At 69.0% G+C, this 13,853-nt stretch carries 13 protein-coding genes and 1 pseudogene; 3 read left to right on the top strand and 11 right to left on the bottom strand.

Annotation, left to right across the window (positions count from 1 at the left end):
* The first annotated feature begins 6 nt into the window (after window positions 1–6).
* Window positions 7–606, top strand: a complete 600-nt coding sequence (locus tag AC2JAJ_RS14105; RefSeq protein ID WP_486415422.1) for a dihydrofolate reductase family protein — start codon at window positions 7–9, stop codon at window positions 604–606.
* A 125-nt stretch (window positions 607–731) separates the two neighbouring features.
* Here AC2JAJ_RS14105 and groL read toward each other — a convergent pair whose 3' ends face one another.
* The 3 genes from groL to AC2JAJ_RS14090 all read right to left on the bottom strand — a co-directional run bounded on the left by groL (window position 732) and on the right by AC2JAJ_RS14090 (window position 3,349).
* Window positions 732–2,342, bottom strand: coding sequence for a chaperonin GroEL (groL, locus tag AC2JAJ_RS14100; RefSeq protein ID WP_486415423.1), 1,611 nt, complete (start codon window positions 2,340–2,342; stop codon window positions 732–734).
* Between the two features lie 79 nt (window positions 2,343–2,421).
* A complete protein-coding gene (groES, locus tag AC2JAJ_RS14095; RefSeq protein WP_003805290.1) occupies window positions 2,422–2,715 on the bottom strand; it encodes a co-chaperone GroES in 294 nt (97 codons plus the stop codon).
* Between the two features lie 253 nt (window positions 2,716–2,968).
* Window positions 2,969–3,349, bottom strand: coding sequence for a hypothetical protein (locus AC2JAJ_RS14090; protein ID WP_486415424.1), 381 nt, complete (start codon window positions 3,347–3,349; stop codon window positions 2,969–2,971).
* Window positions 3,350–3,402: 53 nt separating this feature from the next.
* On the opposite strand from AC2JAJ_RS14090, the gene AC2JAJ_RS14085 reads away from it, so the two are divergent.
* Window positions 3,403–4,641, top strand: a complete 1,239-nt coding sequence (locus AC2JAJ_RS14085) for a THUMP-like domain-containing protein (protein ID WP_501053168.1) — start codon at window positions 3,403–3,405, stop codon at window positions 4,639–4,641.
* Window positions 4,642–4,644: 3 nt separating this feature from the next.
* Here the strand turns inward: AC2JAJ_RS14085 and AC2JAJ_RS14080 are convergent, their stop codons facing one another.
* Together AC2JAJ_RS14080 and AC2JAJ_RS14075 are read right to left on the bottom strand one after the other, a co-directional pair.
* Window positions 4,645–5,475, bottom strand: a complete 831-nt coding sequence (locus tag AC2JAJ_RS14080; protein ID WP_486415425.1) for a shikimate 5-dehydrogenase — start codon at window positions 5,473–5,475, stop codon at window positions 4,645–4,647.
* 44 nt (window positions 5,476–5,519) lie between these two features.
* Entirely contained in the window at window positions 5,520–6,968 is a 1,449-nt protein-coding gene (locus AC2JAJ_RS14075; protein ID WP_501053478.1) for a glycoside hydrolase family 3 N-terminal domain-containing protein, read from the bottom strand.
* 374 nt (window positions 6,969–7,342) lie between these two features.
* Here AC2JAJ_RS14075 and AC2JAJ_RS14070 point away from each other — a divergent pair, with 374 nt between their 5' ends.
* On the top strand, window positions 7,343–8,494 hold the full coding sequence (locus tag AC2JAJ_RS14070; protein ID WP_473696712.1) for a glutamate--cysteine ligase: 1,152 nt from the start codon (window positions 7,343–7,345) through the stop codon (window positions 8,492–8,494).
* Window positions 8,495–8,572: 78 nt separating this feature from the next.
* Here AC2JAJ_RS14070 and tsaD read toward each other — a convergent pair whose 3' ends face one another.
* The 6 genes and pseudogenes from tsaD to AC2JAJ_RS14040 form a co-directional block, all read right to left on the bottom strand.
* The gene (gene tsaD, locus AC2JAJ_RS14065) at window positions 8,573–9,664 is read right to left on the bottom strand and encodes a tRNA (adenosine(37)-N6)-threonylcarbamoyltransferase complex transferase subunit TsaD (RefSeq protein WP_486415426.1); all 1,092 of its coding nucleotides are present in this window, start codon (window positions 9,662–9,664) and stop codon (window positions 8,573–8,575) included.
* Window positions 9,661–10,143, bottom strand: coding sequence for a ribosomal protein S18-alanine N-acetyltransferase (gene rimI, locus AC2JAJ_RS14060; protein ID WP_501053477.1), 483 nt, complete (start codon window positions 10,141–10,143; stop codon window positions 9,661–9,663). Before rimI ends, tsaD begins: the two co-directional genes overlap by 4 nt.
* A 44-nt stretch (window positions 10,144–10,187) precedes the next feature.
* Window positions 10,188–10,859, bottom strand: a complete 672-nt coding sequence (gene tsaB / locus AC2JAJ_RS14055; protein WP_486415427.1) for a tRNA (adenosine(37)-N6)-threonylcarbamoyltransferase complex dimerization subunit type 1 TsaB — start codon at window positions 10,857–10,859, stop codon at window positions 10,188–10,190.
* Entirely contained in the window at window positions 10,853–11,443 is a 591-nt protein-coding gene (gene tsaE / locus AC2JAJ_RS14050) for a tRNA (adenosine(37)-N6)-threonylcarbamoyltransferase complex ATPase subunit type 1 TsaE (RefSeq protein ID WP_486415428.1), read from the bottom strand. The genes tsaB and tsaE overlap by 7 nt, the downstream gene beginning before the upstream one ends.
* Before the next feature lie 40 nt (window positions 11,444–11,483).
* Window positions 11,484–12,677 (bottom strand): annotated as a pseudogene (gene alr / locus AC2JAJ_RS14045) (alanine racemase); the annotation flags it as partial.
* A gap of 56 nt (window positions 12,678–12,733) precedes the next feature.
* A complete protein-coding gene (locus AC2JAJ_RS14040; RefSeq protein ID WP_221386517.1) occupies window positions 12,734–13,825 on the bottom strand; it encodes a carbohydrate kinase family protein in 1,092 nt (363 codons plus the stop codon).
* Window positions 13,826–13,853: the final 28 nt, after the last annotated feature.

Here is a 13,853-nt window from a genome sequence, read left to right as displayed (position 1 = left end):
GGGCGGATGGGCATCATCGTGGCGAACCTGTTCATCACCCTCGACGGCGTCTACCAGGCCCCGGGCGGGCGCGAGGAAGACACGGAAGACGGGTTTTCCTTCGGCGGCTGGCAGGCGCCCGTGTCCGACGACGAGGCGTCCGCCTCGATTGGCGCCGAGATCAGCCGGATTGATGCCCTGCTCCTTGGCCGGAAGACCTACGACATCTTTGCCTCCTACTGGCCGCACCAGTCCGGCGAGATTGGCGACGCCCTCAACCGGGTGCCCAAGTTCGTTGTCTCCAGCACCCTGGCGGACCCGGAGTGGGCGGGCACCACTGTCCTTCCCGATGCCCAGGCGGCAGCCGGGCTCCGCGAACAGTTCCAGCAGGTGCACATGTTCGGCAGCGGCGTCCTGATCCGGTCCCTGCTGGCGGCCGGCGTGCTGGACCGGCTGCACCTTTGGCTCTACCCGGTGGTCCTGGGGCAGGGCAAGCGCCTCTTCGACGCCGGAACGGTGCCCGCCAGCTTCCGCCTCACCGAGCCTTCGCGCACCTTCCCCAAGGGATCCGTGTCGCTGGTGTACGAACGTGCGGGGGATGTGCAGACAGCAGAGATGTCGCCCTAGCCATGCTTCGTCCCGAATAAACAAAAAACCGGCCCAGCAATGCTGGACCGGTTTTTCGACTGCAGGGCCCACGCCGTCAGGGTTCCCTGACCGAGCGAAGCGAGGTGAGGGAGACGGCGGGGATGTTAGTGGCTGTGGCCTGCGTGCTCGTCCTCATCGGCGGGCTTCTCCACGACCAGGGTCTCGGTGGTGAGAACCAGGGCCGCGATGGAGGCCGCGTTGCGGAGGGCTGCACGGGTGACCTTGACGGGGTCGATGACGCCCGCTGCGATCAGGTCCTCGTACTCGCCGGACTTGGCGTTGAAGCCGTTGTTGGTTTCGAGGTCCGCCACCTTGGAGGTGACCACGTAGCCGTCGAAGCCGGCGTTCTGGGCGATCCAGCGCAGCGGCTGCACCAGGGCGCGGCGGACAATGCCGACGGCAGCCGCGGCATCACCTTCGAGCGCGCTGACGGCAGCGTCCTCGTCCAGTGCCTTGAGGGCGTGGATGAGGGCAGAACCGCCGCCGGCCACGATGCCTTCTTCGAGGGCAGCGCGGGTGGAGGACACGGCGTCCTCGATGCGGTGCTTCTTTTCCTTCAGCTCAACCTCGGTGGCGGCGCCGACCTTGATGACGCCGATGCCGCCGGCCAGCTTGGCCAGGCGCTCCTGGAGCTTTTCACGGTCCCAGTCGGAGTCGGTGCGGGTCAGCTCGGCGCGCAGCTGGGCCACGCGGGCGGACACGTCCTCGGCCGAACCGGCACCGTCCACGATGGTGGTGTTGTCCTTGGTGACCGTGATGCGGCGGGCGGTACCCAGCACCTCCAGGCCAACAGTGTCCAGGCTCAGGCCCAGTTCCGGGGAGACAACCTGCGCACCGGTGAGGGTGGCGATGTCCTGCAGCATGGCCTTGCGGCGGTCACCGAAGCCGGGGGCCTTGACGGCAACAACGTTCAGGGTGCCGCGGATGCGGTTGACGATGAGCGTGGACAGCGCCTCGCCCTCGACATCCTCGGCGATGATGAACAGCGGCTTGGAGGCCTGCAGCGCCTTTTCGAGCAGCGGCAGGAATTCCTGGATGGAGGAGATCTTGCCCTGGTTGATCAGGATGAGGGCGTCCTCGAGGACTGCTTCCTGGCGCTCCGCGTCGGTGACGAAGTACGGGGAAAGGTAGCCCTTGTCGAACTGCATGCCCTCGGTGAGGACCAGCTCGGTCTGGGTGGTGGAGGACTCCTCGATGGTGATGACACCATCCTTGCCCACCTTGCCGAAAGCCTCGGCGAGGAGCTCGCCGATTTCGTCGCTCTGGGCGGAGATGGCGGCAACGTTTGCCACCTGGGTGCCCTCGACGGGGCGCGCGTTCTCCAGCAGGCGGGCGGCGACGGCCTCAACCGCAACCTCGATGCCGCGCTTGATCTGGCCGGGGGCAGCGCCGGCTGCCACGTTGCGCAGGCCTTCCTTGACCAGGGCCTGGGCCAGGACGGTGGCGGTGGTGGTGCCGTCACCGGCAACATCGTTGGTCTTGGTGGCTACTTCCTTGGCCAGCTGCGCGCCAAGGTTCTCGTAGGGGTCGTCAAGTTCCACTTCGCGGGCGATGGTGACGCCGTCGTTCGTGATGGTGGGAGCGCCCCACTTCTTGTCCAGGACGACGTTGCGGCCGCGGGGGCCGAGCGTCACCTTGACGGTGTTGGCGAGCTTATCGATGCCGGCCTCGAGGGACCGGCGGGCAGCGTCGTTAAACGCAAGCTGCTTTGCCATGGTTTTGTCCTTTCAAAGACAGAAACCCCGCACCGCCGGCCAGCATAAGCGTGGCCGGCAGCACGGGGATCCGAAAGAGTTACTTGACGACGATCGCCAGGACGTCGCGGGCGGACAGCACGAGGTATTCGGTGCCGCCCGTCTTGACTTCGGTTCCGCCGTACTTGGAGTAGATAACGACGTCGCCAACGGCTACGTCGACCGGAACGCGGTTGCCATCTTCGAAGCGGCCGGGGCCTACTGCAACAACTTCGCCTTCCTGCGGCTTCTCCTGGGCGGAGTCCGGGATAACCAGGCCGGAAGCCGTGGTCTGCTCGGCTTCGAGCGGGCGGACAACAATACGATCCTCAAGAGGCTTAATAGAGACCGACACTCGGACCTCTCCTTTTCGTCAGCAAATTCGTGGACTGGAAAGCTTTCCGCCGTAGCTGGCAAACCGTCGTCGCGGTGCCGGCAGCAGCCTGGCTGGCAGCTCTTCATGTGTTAGCACCCTCCTAGGGAGAGTGCTAATGAAGACTCTATGTAAGGGTTAGCACTCGGTCAAGGCGAGTGCCAACGTTTCGTCGTAGGCGTACGGCTCCGGGAACGTACGACGGCGGCCAGGCCGGCCTTAGGGGCCGGCACCCCTAGCGGCCCAGGTCGTCGAAGCCGACGTCCTCGCCGCCGTCGGCCCCGCCGTCGCCCTGGCTGCGCCCCCGGACGAGCAACCAGCCGGCCGCTGCTGCGGCGAGCACCGCGGTGACGAGGAAGAAGATGCTCCCTGTGCGCGCGCCGTCGTACAGCCCGCGGATGTCCCGGGCCTCCTGGGTGTCGTCGGAGATGTTGTTGCCGCCCACCGAATAGACGGTGGCGTTGAAGGTATCCAGGAGCAAGATGATCACCAGCAAGGCGATGCAGACCACGGCCACCACGGACGCGGCGATCAGCACGGGGCGGGCGAACCTCGCGACCCCCTGGGTCCTGGGCCGCTGTTCGCCGGACGGCCCGGAGGCTGCGCTCTCTTCCATGCTGTCAACACTATCGGCATCCCGGTACGTGCTCCTCCACTAGGCTGGAACCCATGGCTCACGCTCCCCAGGACCAGGTTGGACAGGACCAGATTGCACCGCTGTTGACCCCCGAAGGATGGGACCTGCTGGCGTCCCTGGGGCCCTACCGGGACGAGGATTCCTTTGCGCTCAATGCGGCCCTGCGGAAGGCCGGGCACCCGGCCGGGCTGGTGTCCGCGGTCCTGACGCAATCGCGGCTTCGGACCAAGGCGGAGGCGAAGTTCGGCGAGTTCGCCCGCCGGATGCTCTTCACCCAGGCCGGCCTGGAGCAGGCTACGCGGCTGAACGTGGCCGCGCACCACGCAAAGCGGTTCGCCGGCGCCGGGATCAGCCACGTAGCGGACCTGGGCTGCGGCCTCGGCGCCGACTCGCTGGCCCTGGCCGCCCTGGACGTGGCCGTCACCGCCGTCGAGATGGACGAAACAACCGCGGCGTGCGCCACCGTGAACCTCATTCCGTTCCCCAACGCGACGGTGGTCCACGCCGATGCCGCGGCGGTGCCGCTGGACGGCATCGACGGCGTCTGGCTGGACCCCGCACGGCGTGTCACCTCCACCTCCGGCACCAAACGGATCTGGGACCCCGAAGCTTTCTCCCCGCCACTGTCATTCGTGGAATCGCTGGCCGCGCAGGGGAAGGCCGTGGGCGTCAAGATGGGCCCCGGCATGCCGCACGACTCCGTCCCCGGGGGCTGCGAGGCGCAGTGGGTGTCCGTGGCGGGTGACGTTACCGAGGTGACACTGTGGTTCAACGCGGTGCGCAGGCCCGGCGTGCGGCGGGCCGCCCTGGTCCTGGGCCCCCAGGGGCCGGCGGAACTCACCAGCGGTGAGGACTTCGGCGCAGGCCCCCAGGCCCCGGTGGGGCCGGTGGCGGGCTACCTGTATGAGCCTGACGGCGCCGTGATCCGGGCAGGCCTGGTGGCCGACGTCGCGCTGGAACTGGGCGGGCACCTGGTGGATGAGCACATCGCCTACATCTGCGCGCCGGAGCTGCGGGACACGCCGTTCGCCAGGGCCTACAAGGTGCTGGACGTGATGCCGTACAACGTCAAGGCGCTCAAAGCCTGGGTCAAACGGGAGGGCATCACCGTGCTGGACATCAAGAAGCGCGGCACGGCGGTGACGCCGGAGGAACTGCGGAAGCAACTGCTTCCGGGCGGGAAGAACGCCAAAAAGGGCGGCAAAACGGCCACCCTGGTCCTGACCCGCATCGGCGAGGACCGGGTGGCCATCGTGGTGGAACCCGTCTAGCCCCTACTGGGCGCGCATGAACTCCTCGGCCGCCCGCACCTGCTCTGCCGTCGGCCGTACCCCCGTGTACAGGACGAACTGCTCCAGTGCCTGGATGGTGGCCACCTCGGCCCCCGTAATGACCGGCTTGCCCGCGGCACGGGCGGCCTGGATCAGGGGCGTCTCGGCCGGCAGCGCCACCACGTCGAAGACCAGCTTGGCGGCGTCGATCGTTGCGGCCGGGAAGGACGGGGCGTCAGCTTCCGCTCCCCCTGCCATACTCCCTGCCATACCGATGGGGGTGACGTTGATGATCAGGTCCGCCGTCCCGCCGTCGAGCGCTGCACGCCACGTGAAGCCGTACTGGTCCGCGAGCGCACGCCCCGCTGCCTCGTTCCGGGCGATGACGGTGACGTCGGTGAAGCCGCTGTCGCGCAGGGCTGCCACCGTGGCCTTGGCCATCCCACCGGAGCCCTGGACCAGCACGGAGTAGCCGGTGGGGACTGCATTCGTGGCCAGGAGCTGCTCGATGGCGGTGTAGTCGGTGTTGTAGGCCTTGAGATGCCCGTCCGTGTTGACGATGGTGTTGACGGAATCGATGGCCTTGGCCGAAGGATCCATCTCGTCCACCAGGGCGATCACGTCCTCCTTGTACGGCATGGAGATGGCGCAGCCGCGGATGCCCAGGCCCCGCACGCCGGCGATGGCCTGTTCCAGATTGGTGGGTGCGAACGCCTTGTAGATCCAGTTCAGGCCCAGCTGTTCGTACAGGTGGTTGTGGAACCGGGTCCCGTTGTTGCTCGGACGGGCGGAGAGCGAGATGCAGAGGGTCATGTCTTTATTCAGAATGGGCACCCCACCATTAAAGCGGTCCCGCCGGCACCGGTGGTCCCAGGGGGTCAGGCGCAGCCGGTTCCCGCCGGGTAGGGGCCGACGGCGGCGGGCAGCTTCCCGGGCGCGGGCGCCTTTCCTGCCAGCACGGCGGCCAGCGCGTCAAAGGCGGCGTCGCTGCGGCCGTAGAGCGCCAGTTTGACGGGCGCGGTGGAATCCTGCAGCGGCCACGGCGCGTCGAGGGCCACGGCGATGTCCCCGCCCGCAGGTTTCCCGCCATAGCCGATAAGGCTCACCAGCGGGCCGGAACCGACGGTGAGCCCGGCACGGGCGGCGGCGGCCTCGAAGCGTTCCCGGTCCCCCGGTCCCCCGCCGGCCACGCGCACCGAGCCGGGGACCAGCGCCCCCTTGCACGGACCGGCCAGGACGGTGACGGCCGACGCCGACACCCGGGCGGACAGGGCCGCTCCCCCGCCGGCCGGGGTGCCTGCGCCCGGCGTCCCTGCCGCCGGGGCGGTCCGGGCATGCCAGGTCATCAGCGTTGCCACCCGCCGGGCCGCCTCGTCCAGGCGCCCGGCGGGGAGGCTGCCGGATGCCAGGGCCTGGAGAATGGCCGCGTGGGCCTGCTCCACGTCGGCCGGCATTAAGAGCAGGTCGGCGCCCGCGGTAAGGGCCTTCACCGCGGCCGTGCCTGCGGGGTACTGCTTGTCCACCGCGCCCATGTTCAGGGCGTCCGTCACCGCCACGCCCTTGAAGCCCAGGCTGCGCAGGGCCGCGTAGTTTGGTGCGGAGAGCGACGCCGGCACGCCGGGTTCCAGCGCGGGCACGGCGATGTGCCCGGTCATGGCGATGGGCAGTCCGGCGGCGGCCGCCGCCTGGAAGGGTTTCCAGTCCCTTGCCTGGAGCGCGTCGACGCCGGCCGGCTGGACGGGCAGGCTGAGATGGGAATCCGTGGTGACGGAACCGTGCCCGGGAAAATGCTTTACGGTTGGCATCACTCCGGCGGCCAGCATTCCCTGGGAGAACGCCACCCCCTGGGTTGCCGCGGCGGCCGGATCGGCGGACATGGAGCGGGCACCAATGGTGGGATCCTGGGCGCCGATGGTGACGTCCGTGTCCGGCGCGAAGTCCAGGTTGAAACCCAGGGGCACCAGCTCCCCGGCCAGGCCCTTGCCGGCTTCCCGGGTCAGGGCTTCGTTGCCGGCCGCACCGTAGCTCATCGGCGCAGGCCACTCGGTCAGCGGCGCACCGATGCGCGCCACCATGCCGCCTTCCTGGTCCACGGCGATGATCCCGGGCCAGCGGCGGCCGTCGGCGGCCACTGCCTGCAGCAGCCGTTGGTTCAGGGCAGCCATGGCGGCCACGTCCACTTTCCCGTGCGGATCGCGCGGCACGTTGTCGCCCATGATGATGGAGCCGGCCAGGTGCAGGCGCTGGATGAGCGCCGCCTGGGCCTCCACCTGGTTGCCCTTGAAGAACGGGAGCAGGACCTGCCCGGCTTTTTGCTCGGGCGTCATGGCTGCCACGGCAGCGGCGGCTGCGTCCTCGTCCCGCTGCTCGGGGCCCCAGCCCAGGGGCCGGGAACCGGGATCAGGCGACGGGGAGGCGGAAGGTGGTGCCGGCGTCGTGCTTGCCGAAGGGGTGGGCGACGCGCCGCTGGAGGGCGCGGACGACGGCGGGGCGGGACTTGGAGCGGCGGTGCAGGAGGCCAGTGCCAGGGCTGACAGGGCCAGGATAACGGGGAGGGGTGAGGCCGGGCTGTGACGCAGGTACTGGAACGAAGCCATCAATACGATGCTACCCCTGCACTAGACTTGAACCATCCGTTCGCCTGCCGGCTGCAGCCTGTGAGCGGCACCAGCCAGCGGCAAACCGGACAGTTAGGAAGCGTGTGAAGATCGACTTCGCGTCATCGAGGCAGTCAACCCTCGGTGTTGAATGGGAGCTCGCACTGGTGGACGGGAAGACGGGCGAGCTCGCCTCCGTCGCCAACCAGGTGCTCCGCGGCGTCGCCTCCCGCCACCCCGAACTCAACGAAGACGACGAGCATCCGCACATCAAGCAGGAACTGCTGCTCAACACGGTGGAACTGGTCACCGGCATCTGCGACACCGCGGCGGAGGCCAAGGAGGACCTGAGCCGCTCGGTGGCCGCGGTCCGGGAGATCACCGATCCCATGGGTGTGGAGCTGTTCTGCGCCGGCAGCCACCCGTTCAGCCCGCCCCAGCTGCAGCCGGTGACGGACAAGGCGCGGTACGCCAAGCTCATCGACCGGACCCAGTGGTGGGGCCGGCAGATGGTGATCTACGGCGTGCACGTGCACGTGGGCCTCGACAGCCGGGACAAGGCCCTCCCGGTGCTGGACGGCCTGGTCAACTACTTCCCGCACTTCCAGGCGCTCTCCGCGTCCAGCCCGTTCTGGGGCGGAGAGGACACCGGCTACGCGTCCCAGCGGGCCCTGATGTTCCAGCAGCTGCCCACCGCCGGCCTGCCCTTCCAGTTCAAGTCCTGGGAGGAATACGAGTCCTACGTCCAGGACATGTTCACCACCGGCGTGATCGACACGATCTCCGAGATCCGGTGGGACATCCGGCCCGTGCCCGCGCTGGGCACCATCGAGATGCGCATCTGCGACGGGCTGGCCACCCTGGAGGAAGTGGGCGCCATCGCCGCGCTCACCCAGTGCCTGGTGGACGAGTTCTCCACCATCCTGGACAACGGCGGCACCATCCCCACCATGCCGCCGTGGCATGTGCAGGAGAACAAGTGGCGCGCGGCCCGGTATGGCATGGATGCCATCATCATCCTGGATGCGGCGGGCAAGGAGCAGCTGGTCACCGACCACCTCCTGGAAACGCTGAACCGGCTGGAGCCGGTGGCGGCCAAGCTCCGCTGCCCGGACGAGCTTGCCGACGTCGAGAAGATCATCCGCCGCGGCGCCGGGTACCAGCGGCAGCGCCGCGTGGCCGCCGAGAACGGCGGGAACCTGCAGGCCGTGGTCCTGGACCTGGTCAAGCAGATGCGCAACGGCCCCACCGCCTGACTTGCTCTATCAGATATGGCTCCTAAACCGGTGGTTTAGGAGCCATATCTGATAGAGCCACTGTGTGTTTCGCGGGGATCAGGCTGGCAGCGACACCGACGTGACGGGCATCGACGAGTCCGGGGCGAAGCCGATGCCGCTGGATTCCACGCTGGCCATCACCAGCTGGGCACCGAGGGCCGCCACCATGGCGCCGTTGTCCGTGCACAGGTCCAGCGGAGGAACGTGCAGCCGGATTCCGGCGGAGGCGCAACGCTGCCCCGTCAGTTCCCGCAGGCGTGAGTTGGCTGCCACTCCGCCGCCGAGCAGGACGTCCTTGATTCCGCGCTCCCGGCAGGCCAGGACGGCCTTGGACGAGATCACGTCCACCACGGCTTCCTGGAAAGCAGCGGCGATGTCGGCCACCGGGATCTCCTCACCGCGGGCCTCGAACTGCTCCACGCAGCGCGCCACCGCGGTCTTGAGGCCGCTGAAGGACCAGTCGTAGCGGTGCGGTCCGGGTTCTTCGGCGGTCCCCATGTACTTGGGCTGGGTCAGACCGCGCGGAAAGCGGATGGTCTTCGGGTTGCCGGTGCGGGCCATCCTGTCGATGGCGGGGCCGCCGGGATAGCCGAGCCCCAGGATGCGGGCCACCTTGTCGTAGGCCTCGCCCGCGGCGTCGTCGATGGTGGAGCCCAGGAGCACCACGTCGCTGGTGATGCTGTTGATCTGCAGGATTTCCGTGTGACCGCCGGACACCAGCAGGGCGCCAAGGTTCTCCGGCAGTTCCTGCTTGCGGCCGTCCCCGCGGCCGTCCAGGAGTCCGACGCCGACATGGGCCACCAGGTGGTTAATGGCGTAGAGCGGCTTTCCGGTGGCCACGGCCAAGGCCTTCGCGGCGCAGACGCCCACCATCAGCGCACCCGCCAGGCCGGGGCCGGACGTGACCGCAATGGCATCCACGTCCGCCAGCTTCACGCCCGCCTCGGCAAGCGCCTGTTCGAGGGTGGGGACGAACGCGTCAAGGTGCGCCCGGGAGGCGATCTCGGGAATGACCCCGCCGAAACGCACGTGCTCATCCATCGAGGAGGAGACGGTGTTCGTCAGGAGGGTGGTGCCGCGGACGATGCCCACGCCGGTTTCGTCACAGGATGATTCGATGCCGAGCACCAGGGGCTGGGTGCGGTTCATTGTTTGCCTGCTTCCGTTGTTTCCCCGGTATCAATGGCCCCCGTGTCCGGGGCGTCCGCGAGCTGGAGCCGCATGATCAGGGCGTCCACTCCGTCCCGGTAGTAGCGGCGGCGGACATGGATCTGCTCGAACCCGAACCGCACGTACAGCTTCTGCGCCCGCGGGTTGTCGGCGCGGACCTCGAGGAGGACGTCGGCGGCTCCCCTGCGGCGGGCTTCCGCTATCAGCCGGGTGAGCAGGGTGGTGCCGATGCCGCGGCCCTCGTAGTCAGGCACGACGGCGATGGTCTGGACGTCGGCGATGGGCTCGATGCACATCAGGCCGGCGTAGCCCACGATGCCGCCGCCGGCTTCCGCCACGAGGTAGCGGCGGGTTTCCGGCTGGGAGAGTTCGTCCAGGAACATCTGCAGGGGCCAGGCGTCGATCGGGAAGAGCCGCTGCTCGAGGGCTTCGACGGCGGGGACATCGTCCAGTGTCATGTCCCGGACGGTGACGTCCGCGGGGTGGGTATCGGGTGCCGTGCTCACAGGGCGCGCTTCCGTGGTCCGGGCACCTGGGCGTCGGATTCACGCAGGTACAAGGGCGTGGAGTCCAGCAGGGTGCCCCCGGATGCCAGCCGGGCCAGTGCGAACTGGCCAAGGTACAGGGCGTCGGGCTGCTCCTGTGCGAAGTCCGGATCGGCTTTAAGGGCGTCGGCGTAAAGGCCTGCACCCGCGCCGAACGCGGGCAATTGCGGCAGGTCCGCGGCGAAACCCACGTGCGGCCCGTCTTCCAGCAGGGGCAGCTGGCCGTCGCTGAGGCTGTAGCGGGCCCAGTAGACCTCTTTGCGCCGGGCATCGGTGACCACGAGGAATTCGGGGACTGCTGAGGTGGATTCGGCCACCTCCAAGGCCACCGCGTCCAGGCTCATCAGCCCATGCAGCGGCTTGCCCCACACGAAGGCCAGGGTGCGCGCCGTGGCAATGCCGGAGCGCAGGCCGGTAAACGGTCCGGGGCCAACGCCCACCACCAACGCATCGATATCCTGGCCCGTGACGCCTGCCGAAGCGAGCATTTTGTGGATCCCGGGGGCGAGTACCTCCGCATGGCTGCGGGTGTCCTCGGTGGAGAAACTGGCCACCACGGCCTCGGGGGCGTCATCGGAGACCAGGGCTGCGCTGGCCACCGCCGACGTGTCGATGGCGAGAATCAGCATGGGGCGCTCCTTTCGCGGCCGTCGAGGTCCGGAGCGGCCGTCCACCGGGGGCCGTACCCGCGCATCACGATGGTGCGCGGCTCGTCGGTGTCCTCTGCGTCAAAGTCGAGGTTTCCGGTACCCGCGGCGCCCAGGCCGATGGCGCGGAGGAAGTCGATCTCCAGCCTGCTCTCGCTGAGGTGCTCCACGCGGTCGTGGCCCCATTCCACCACCGTCACGGACGAGTCCATGGTGTTTTCGAGGTCGATGTCATCGATCTCTGCCGCAGAGCCCAGCCGGTAGGCATCCACGTGCACCAGGTCCGGGCCGCCGGGGCGCGGGCCGTCCGGCAGGTTGGGATGGATCCGGACCAGGACGAAGGTGGGCGAAATGACGCCCGGACGGACGCCCAGGCCCTGCCCCAGGCCTTGGGTGAACGTCGTCTTACCCGCGCCGAGCTCGCCGGACAGCACCAGCAGGTCCCCGGCCCGGAGTACCTCCGCCAGGCGTTCGCCGAACGCCTGGGTCTGGTCCGCCGTCGTTGCCGTAAACCTCTTTTCCCAGTTGGCTGCAGCGGGCTGGGCTCCTGCCTGCGGTGCGCTCATGCCGCCCCCGCCCCGCCCTGGAACCCGGCAAGGCCGGCACCGCGCCGGCATGCTCGTCCTCGTTGATGAAGCGCCGCGGAACCCGGGGACTGATCCGCGTCACGATTTCGTAGTTGATGGTCCCGGCCGCGCGGGCCCAGTCATCGGCGGTGGGCCCGCCGTCCGCGCCGTCGCCGAACAGCACCGCCTCGGCACCGGGCAGCCCCTCCCCGGCGTGCTCCGCACCGAGGTCTATCACCATCTGGTCCATGGCGATCCGCCCCACCACCGGGTACGTCTTTCCTGCCACCCGCACGGGACCGCCGGTGGCGACGCGTGGAACACCGTCGGCATAGCCCAGCGGAATCAGGGCAAGGGTGGTCGGCCCACTGGTGCGGTAGCGCAGGCCATAGGAGACTCCCTGCCCCTCGGGCACGTTTTTGCACTGCGAGACAAGGGTGCGCAGCGTCATGGCGGGGCGCAGGCCCAGTTCGGCGGACGTCTGTCCGTCGAACGGCGAGAGCCCGTAGATCCCCAGGCCCGCACGGACGAGGTCGAAGTGCGTGTCCGGCCGGGACAGCGTGGCCGGGGTGTTGGCAAGGTGCCGGACTTCCGGGTCCACGCCGGCATCTTCGGCGATGGCCACCGCTTCCCGGAAAGCAGCCACTTGCTGGTCCGTCTCGGGCCGCTCCGGTTCGTCCGCGACGGCCAGGTGCGAGAAGATCCCCACCACGCGCAGCAGGCCCTGGTCCTGGTATTCCACGGCTTCGCCCACCAGGCGGTCCCAGTCCTCCGGCGTGCACCCGTTGCGGCCCAGCCCGGTGTCCACCTTCAGGTGCACCCGCGCCGGACGTTCCTGTTCACGGGCCGCAGCGACGATCCGTTCCAGCTCCCACCCTGAGCATCCAATGTCGACGCCGGCGGCCACGGCGGCGCCGAAGTTGCTGTCGGTGGTGTGCAGCCAGGCAAGCAGCGGAGCGTCGATGCCGGCGGCGCGCAGCGCGAGCGCTTCGGAAATGTGGGCGACCCCCAGCCAGGAGGCGCCTGCCTGCAGGGCCGCGCGCGCCACGGGAACGGCGCCGTGGCCGTAGGCATCTGCCTTGACGACGGCCATGACTTTCGCCGGGGACGCGGCGGCGGCCAGCCGGCGGACGTTGTGGCGGATGGCGTCCAGGTCGATGACGGCGGACCGTTCGTGGTGGGGGTCGGGCCCCTGGGCAGCGCTGAATTCACCGGTTGTTGCGGGGTAGGTCACCTAACTGATTCTAGTCCGGGCACTTCCGGCCGAATAATCGCCGTGCCTGCCGGCCCTCACGCATCCGAAAGGTGCGCGATGGTGGCGGCCGCCCGGCGCTGGGCTCCGAGCGGAACATCCTGGAGGATGTCCGCCAGGAACGCGAAGCGCCGCAGCCACTGGCTCATCTGCCGTTCGGGGCGGGCGTTGGCGCGCTTCCACCAGTCCGCGATGTCCCCCCAGCCCGGGGCAGCCAATGATCCGCCCACCTCCTGCACGGCCAGCGACGCGCACAGGTTGGCGAACCGCAGCCGGTTCCCCAACGGCCAGCCTGCCAGGGTCCCCACGATGAAGGCGGCATCGAAGCAGTCGCCGGCGCCGGTGGGGTCATGGGCCTTGACCGGAAGCGACGGAACCCATTCCTCCTCCCCGGTCTCCGAGTCCACAGCCATGGCGCCCTGCGCCCCCAGGGTCACCACGGCCACGGGGAGCCGGTCCGCCAGCGCGTAGAGCGCGCTCCAGGGGTTGTCCTTGCCGGTCAGCGCCATGGCCTCGCGCTGGTTGGGCAGGAAGGCGTAGAAATACTGCAGGTTCTCGAGCCGCACAGGGGCCCACTCCCCGCTGGGATCCCAGCCCACATCGCCGAACAGCTTGACCCCCGCCGCCTGGGCGGACCGGGCCCAGGGTTCCACTTCCAGGCCCACCTCGGCAATGCCGGCGAGCGCCCGGGGAGGCTTTCCGATCAGCTCCGAGTTGCTCACCGGGGCAGAGTGGCCATGGGTCACCAGCGAGCGGTCCTGGTCCACGCAGAGCGACACGGTGACCGGCGAGTGCCAGCCCGGGACGCGGCGGGACAGGCTGAGGTCCACGTGCTCCTGGCCGGAGAGGATCTTCCAGTTGAAGTCGCCGTAGCCGTCATCCCCGAACGCGGCGGCCAGCCCGGTGCGCAGGCCCAGCCGGGCTGCGGCGATGGCCTGGTTTGCCACCCCGCCCGGGCAACTGCCCATTCCCTCGCTCCAGATTTCCGTCCCTGGTTCGGGCCCGTGGGGCAGGCCGGTGAAGATGATGTCCTGGAAGACCGTACCGGCCAGCAGCACGTCGAATCCCGGCTCGGCCGGTGACCGGACGGCGGCGAGGGGGTCGAACGGGCGGGCGGGAATCGCGTCCATGTTCGGCACAATACGCCGTGCCGGGAGG

This window comes from Arthrobacter sp. MOO21, from assembly GCF_057369995.2.
The sequence above is the reverse complement of the archived record's forward strand: the minus strand, read 5'-3'. Positions and strand labels throughout refer to the sequence as shown.

Bases quoted from the DNA above. Each gene is read 5' to 3' on its own strand.
- tsaD (WP_486415426.1), bottom strand. From the start codon at position 9,664: ATGAACCGCACCCAGCCCCTGGTGCTCGGCATCGAATCATCCTGTGAC.
- AC2JAJ_RS14090 (WP_486415424.1), bottom strand. From the start codon at position 3,349: ATGGAAGAGAGCGCAGCCTCCGGGCCGTCCGGCGAACAGCGGCCCAGG.
- AC2JAJ_RS14105 (WP_486415422.1), top strand. From the start codon at position 7: ATGGGCATCATCGTGGCGAACCTGTTCATCACCCTCGACGGCGTCTAC.
- rimI (WP_501053477.1), bottom strand. From the start codon at position 10,143: ATGACACTGGACGATGTCCCCGCCGTCGAAGCCCTCGAGCAGCGGCTC.
- groL (WP_486415423.1), bottom strand. From the start codon at position 2,342: ATGGCAAAGCAGCTTGCGTTTAACGACGCTGCCCGCCGGTCCCTCGAG.
- tsaE (WP_486415428.1), bottom strand. From the start codon at position 11,443: ATGAGCGCACCGCAGGCAGGAGCCCAGCCCGCTGCAGCCAACTGGGAA.
- AC2JAJ_RS14075 (WP_501053478.1), bottom strand. From the start codon at position 6,968: ATGACGCCCGAGCAAAAAGCCGGGCAGGTCCTGCTCCCGTTCTTCAAG.
- tsaB (WP_486415427.1), bottom strand. From the start codon at position 10,859: ATGCTGATTCTCGCCATCGACACGTCGGCGGTGGCCAGCGCAGCCCTG.
- AC2JAJ_RS14085 (WP_501053168.1), top strand. From the start codon at position 3,403: ATGGCTCACGCTCCCCAGGACCAGGTTGGACAGGACCAGATTGCACCG.
- AC2JAJ_RS14040 (WP_221386517.1), bottom strand. From the start codon at position 13,825: ATGGACGCGATTCCCGCCCGCCCGTTCGACCCCCTCGCCGCCGTCCGG.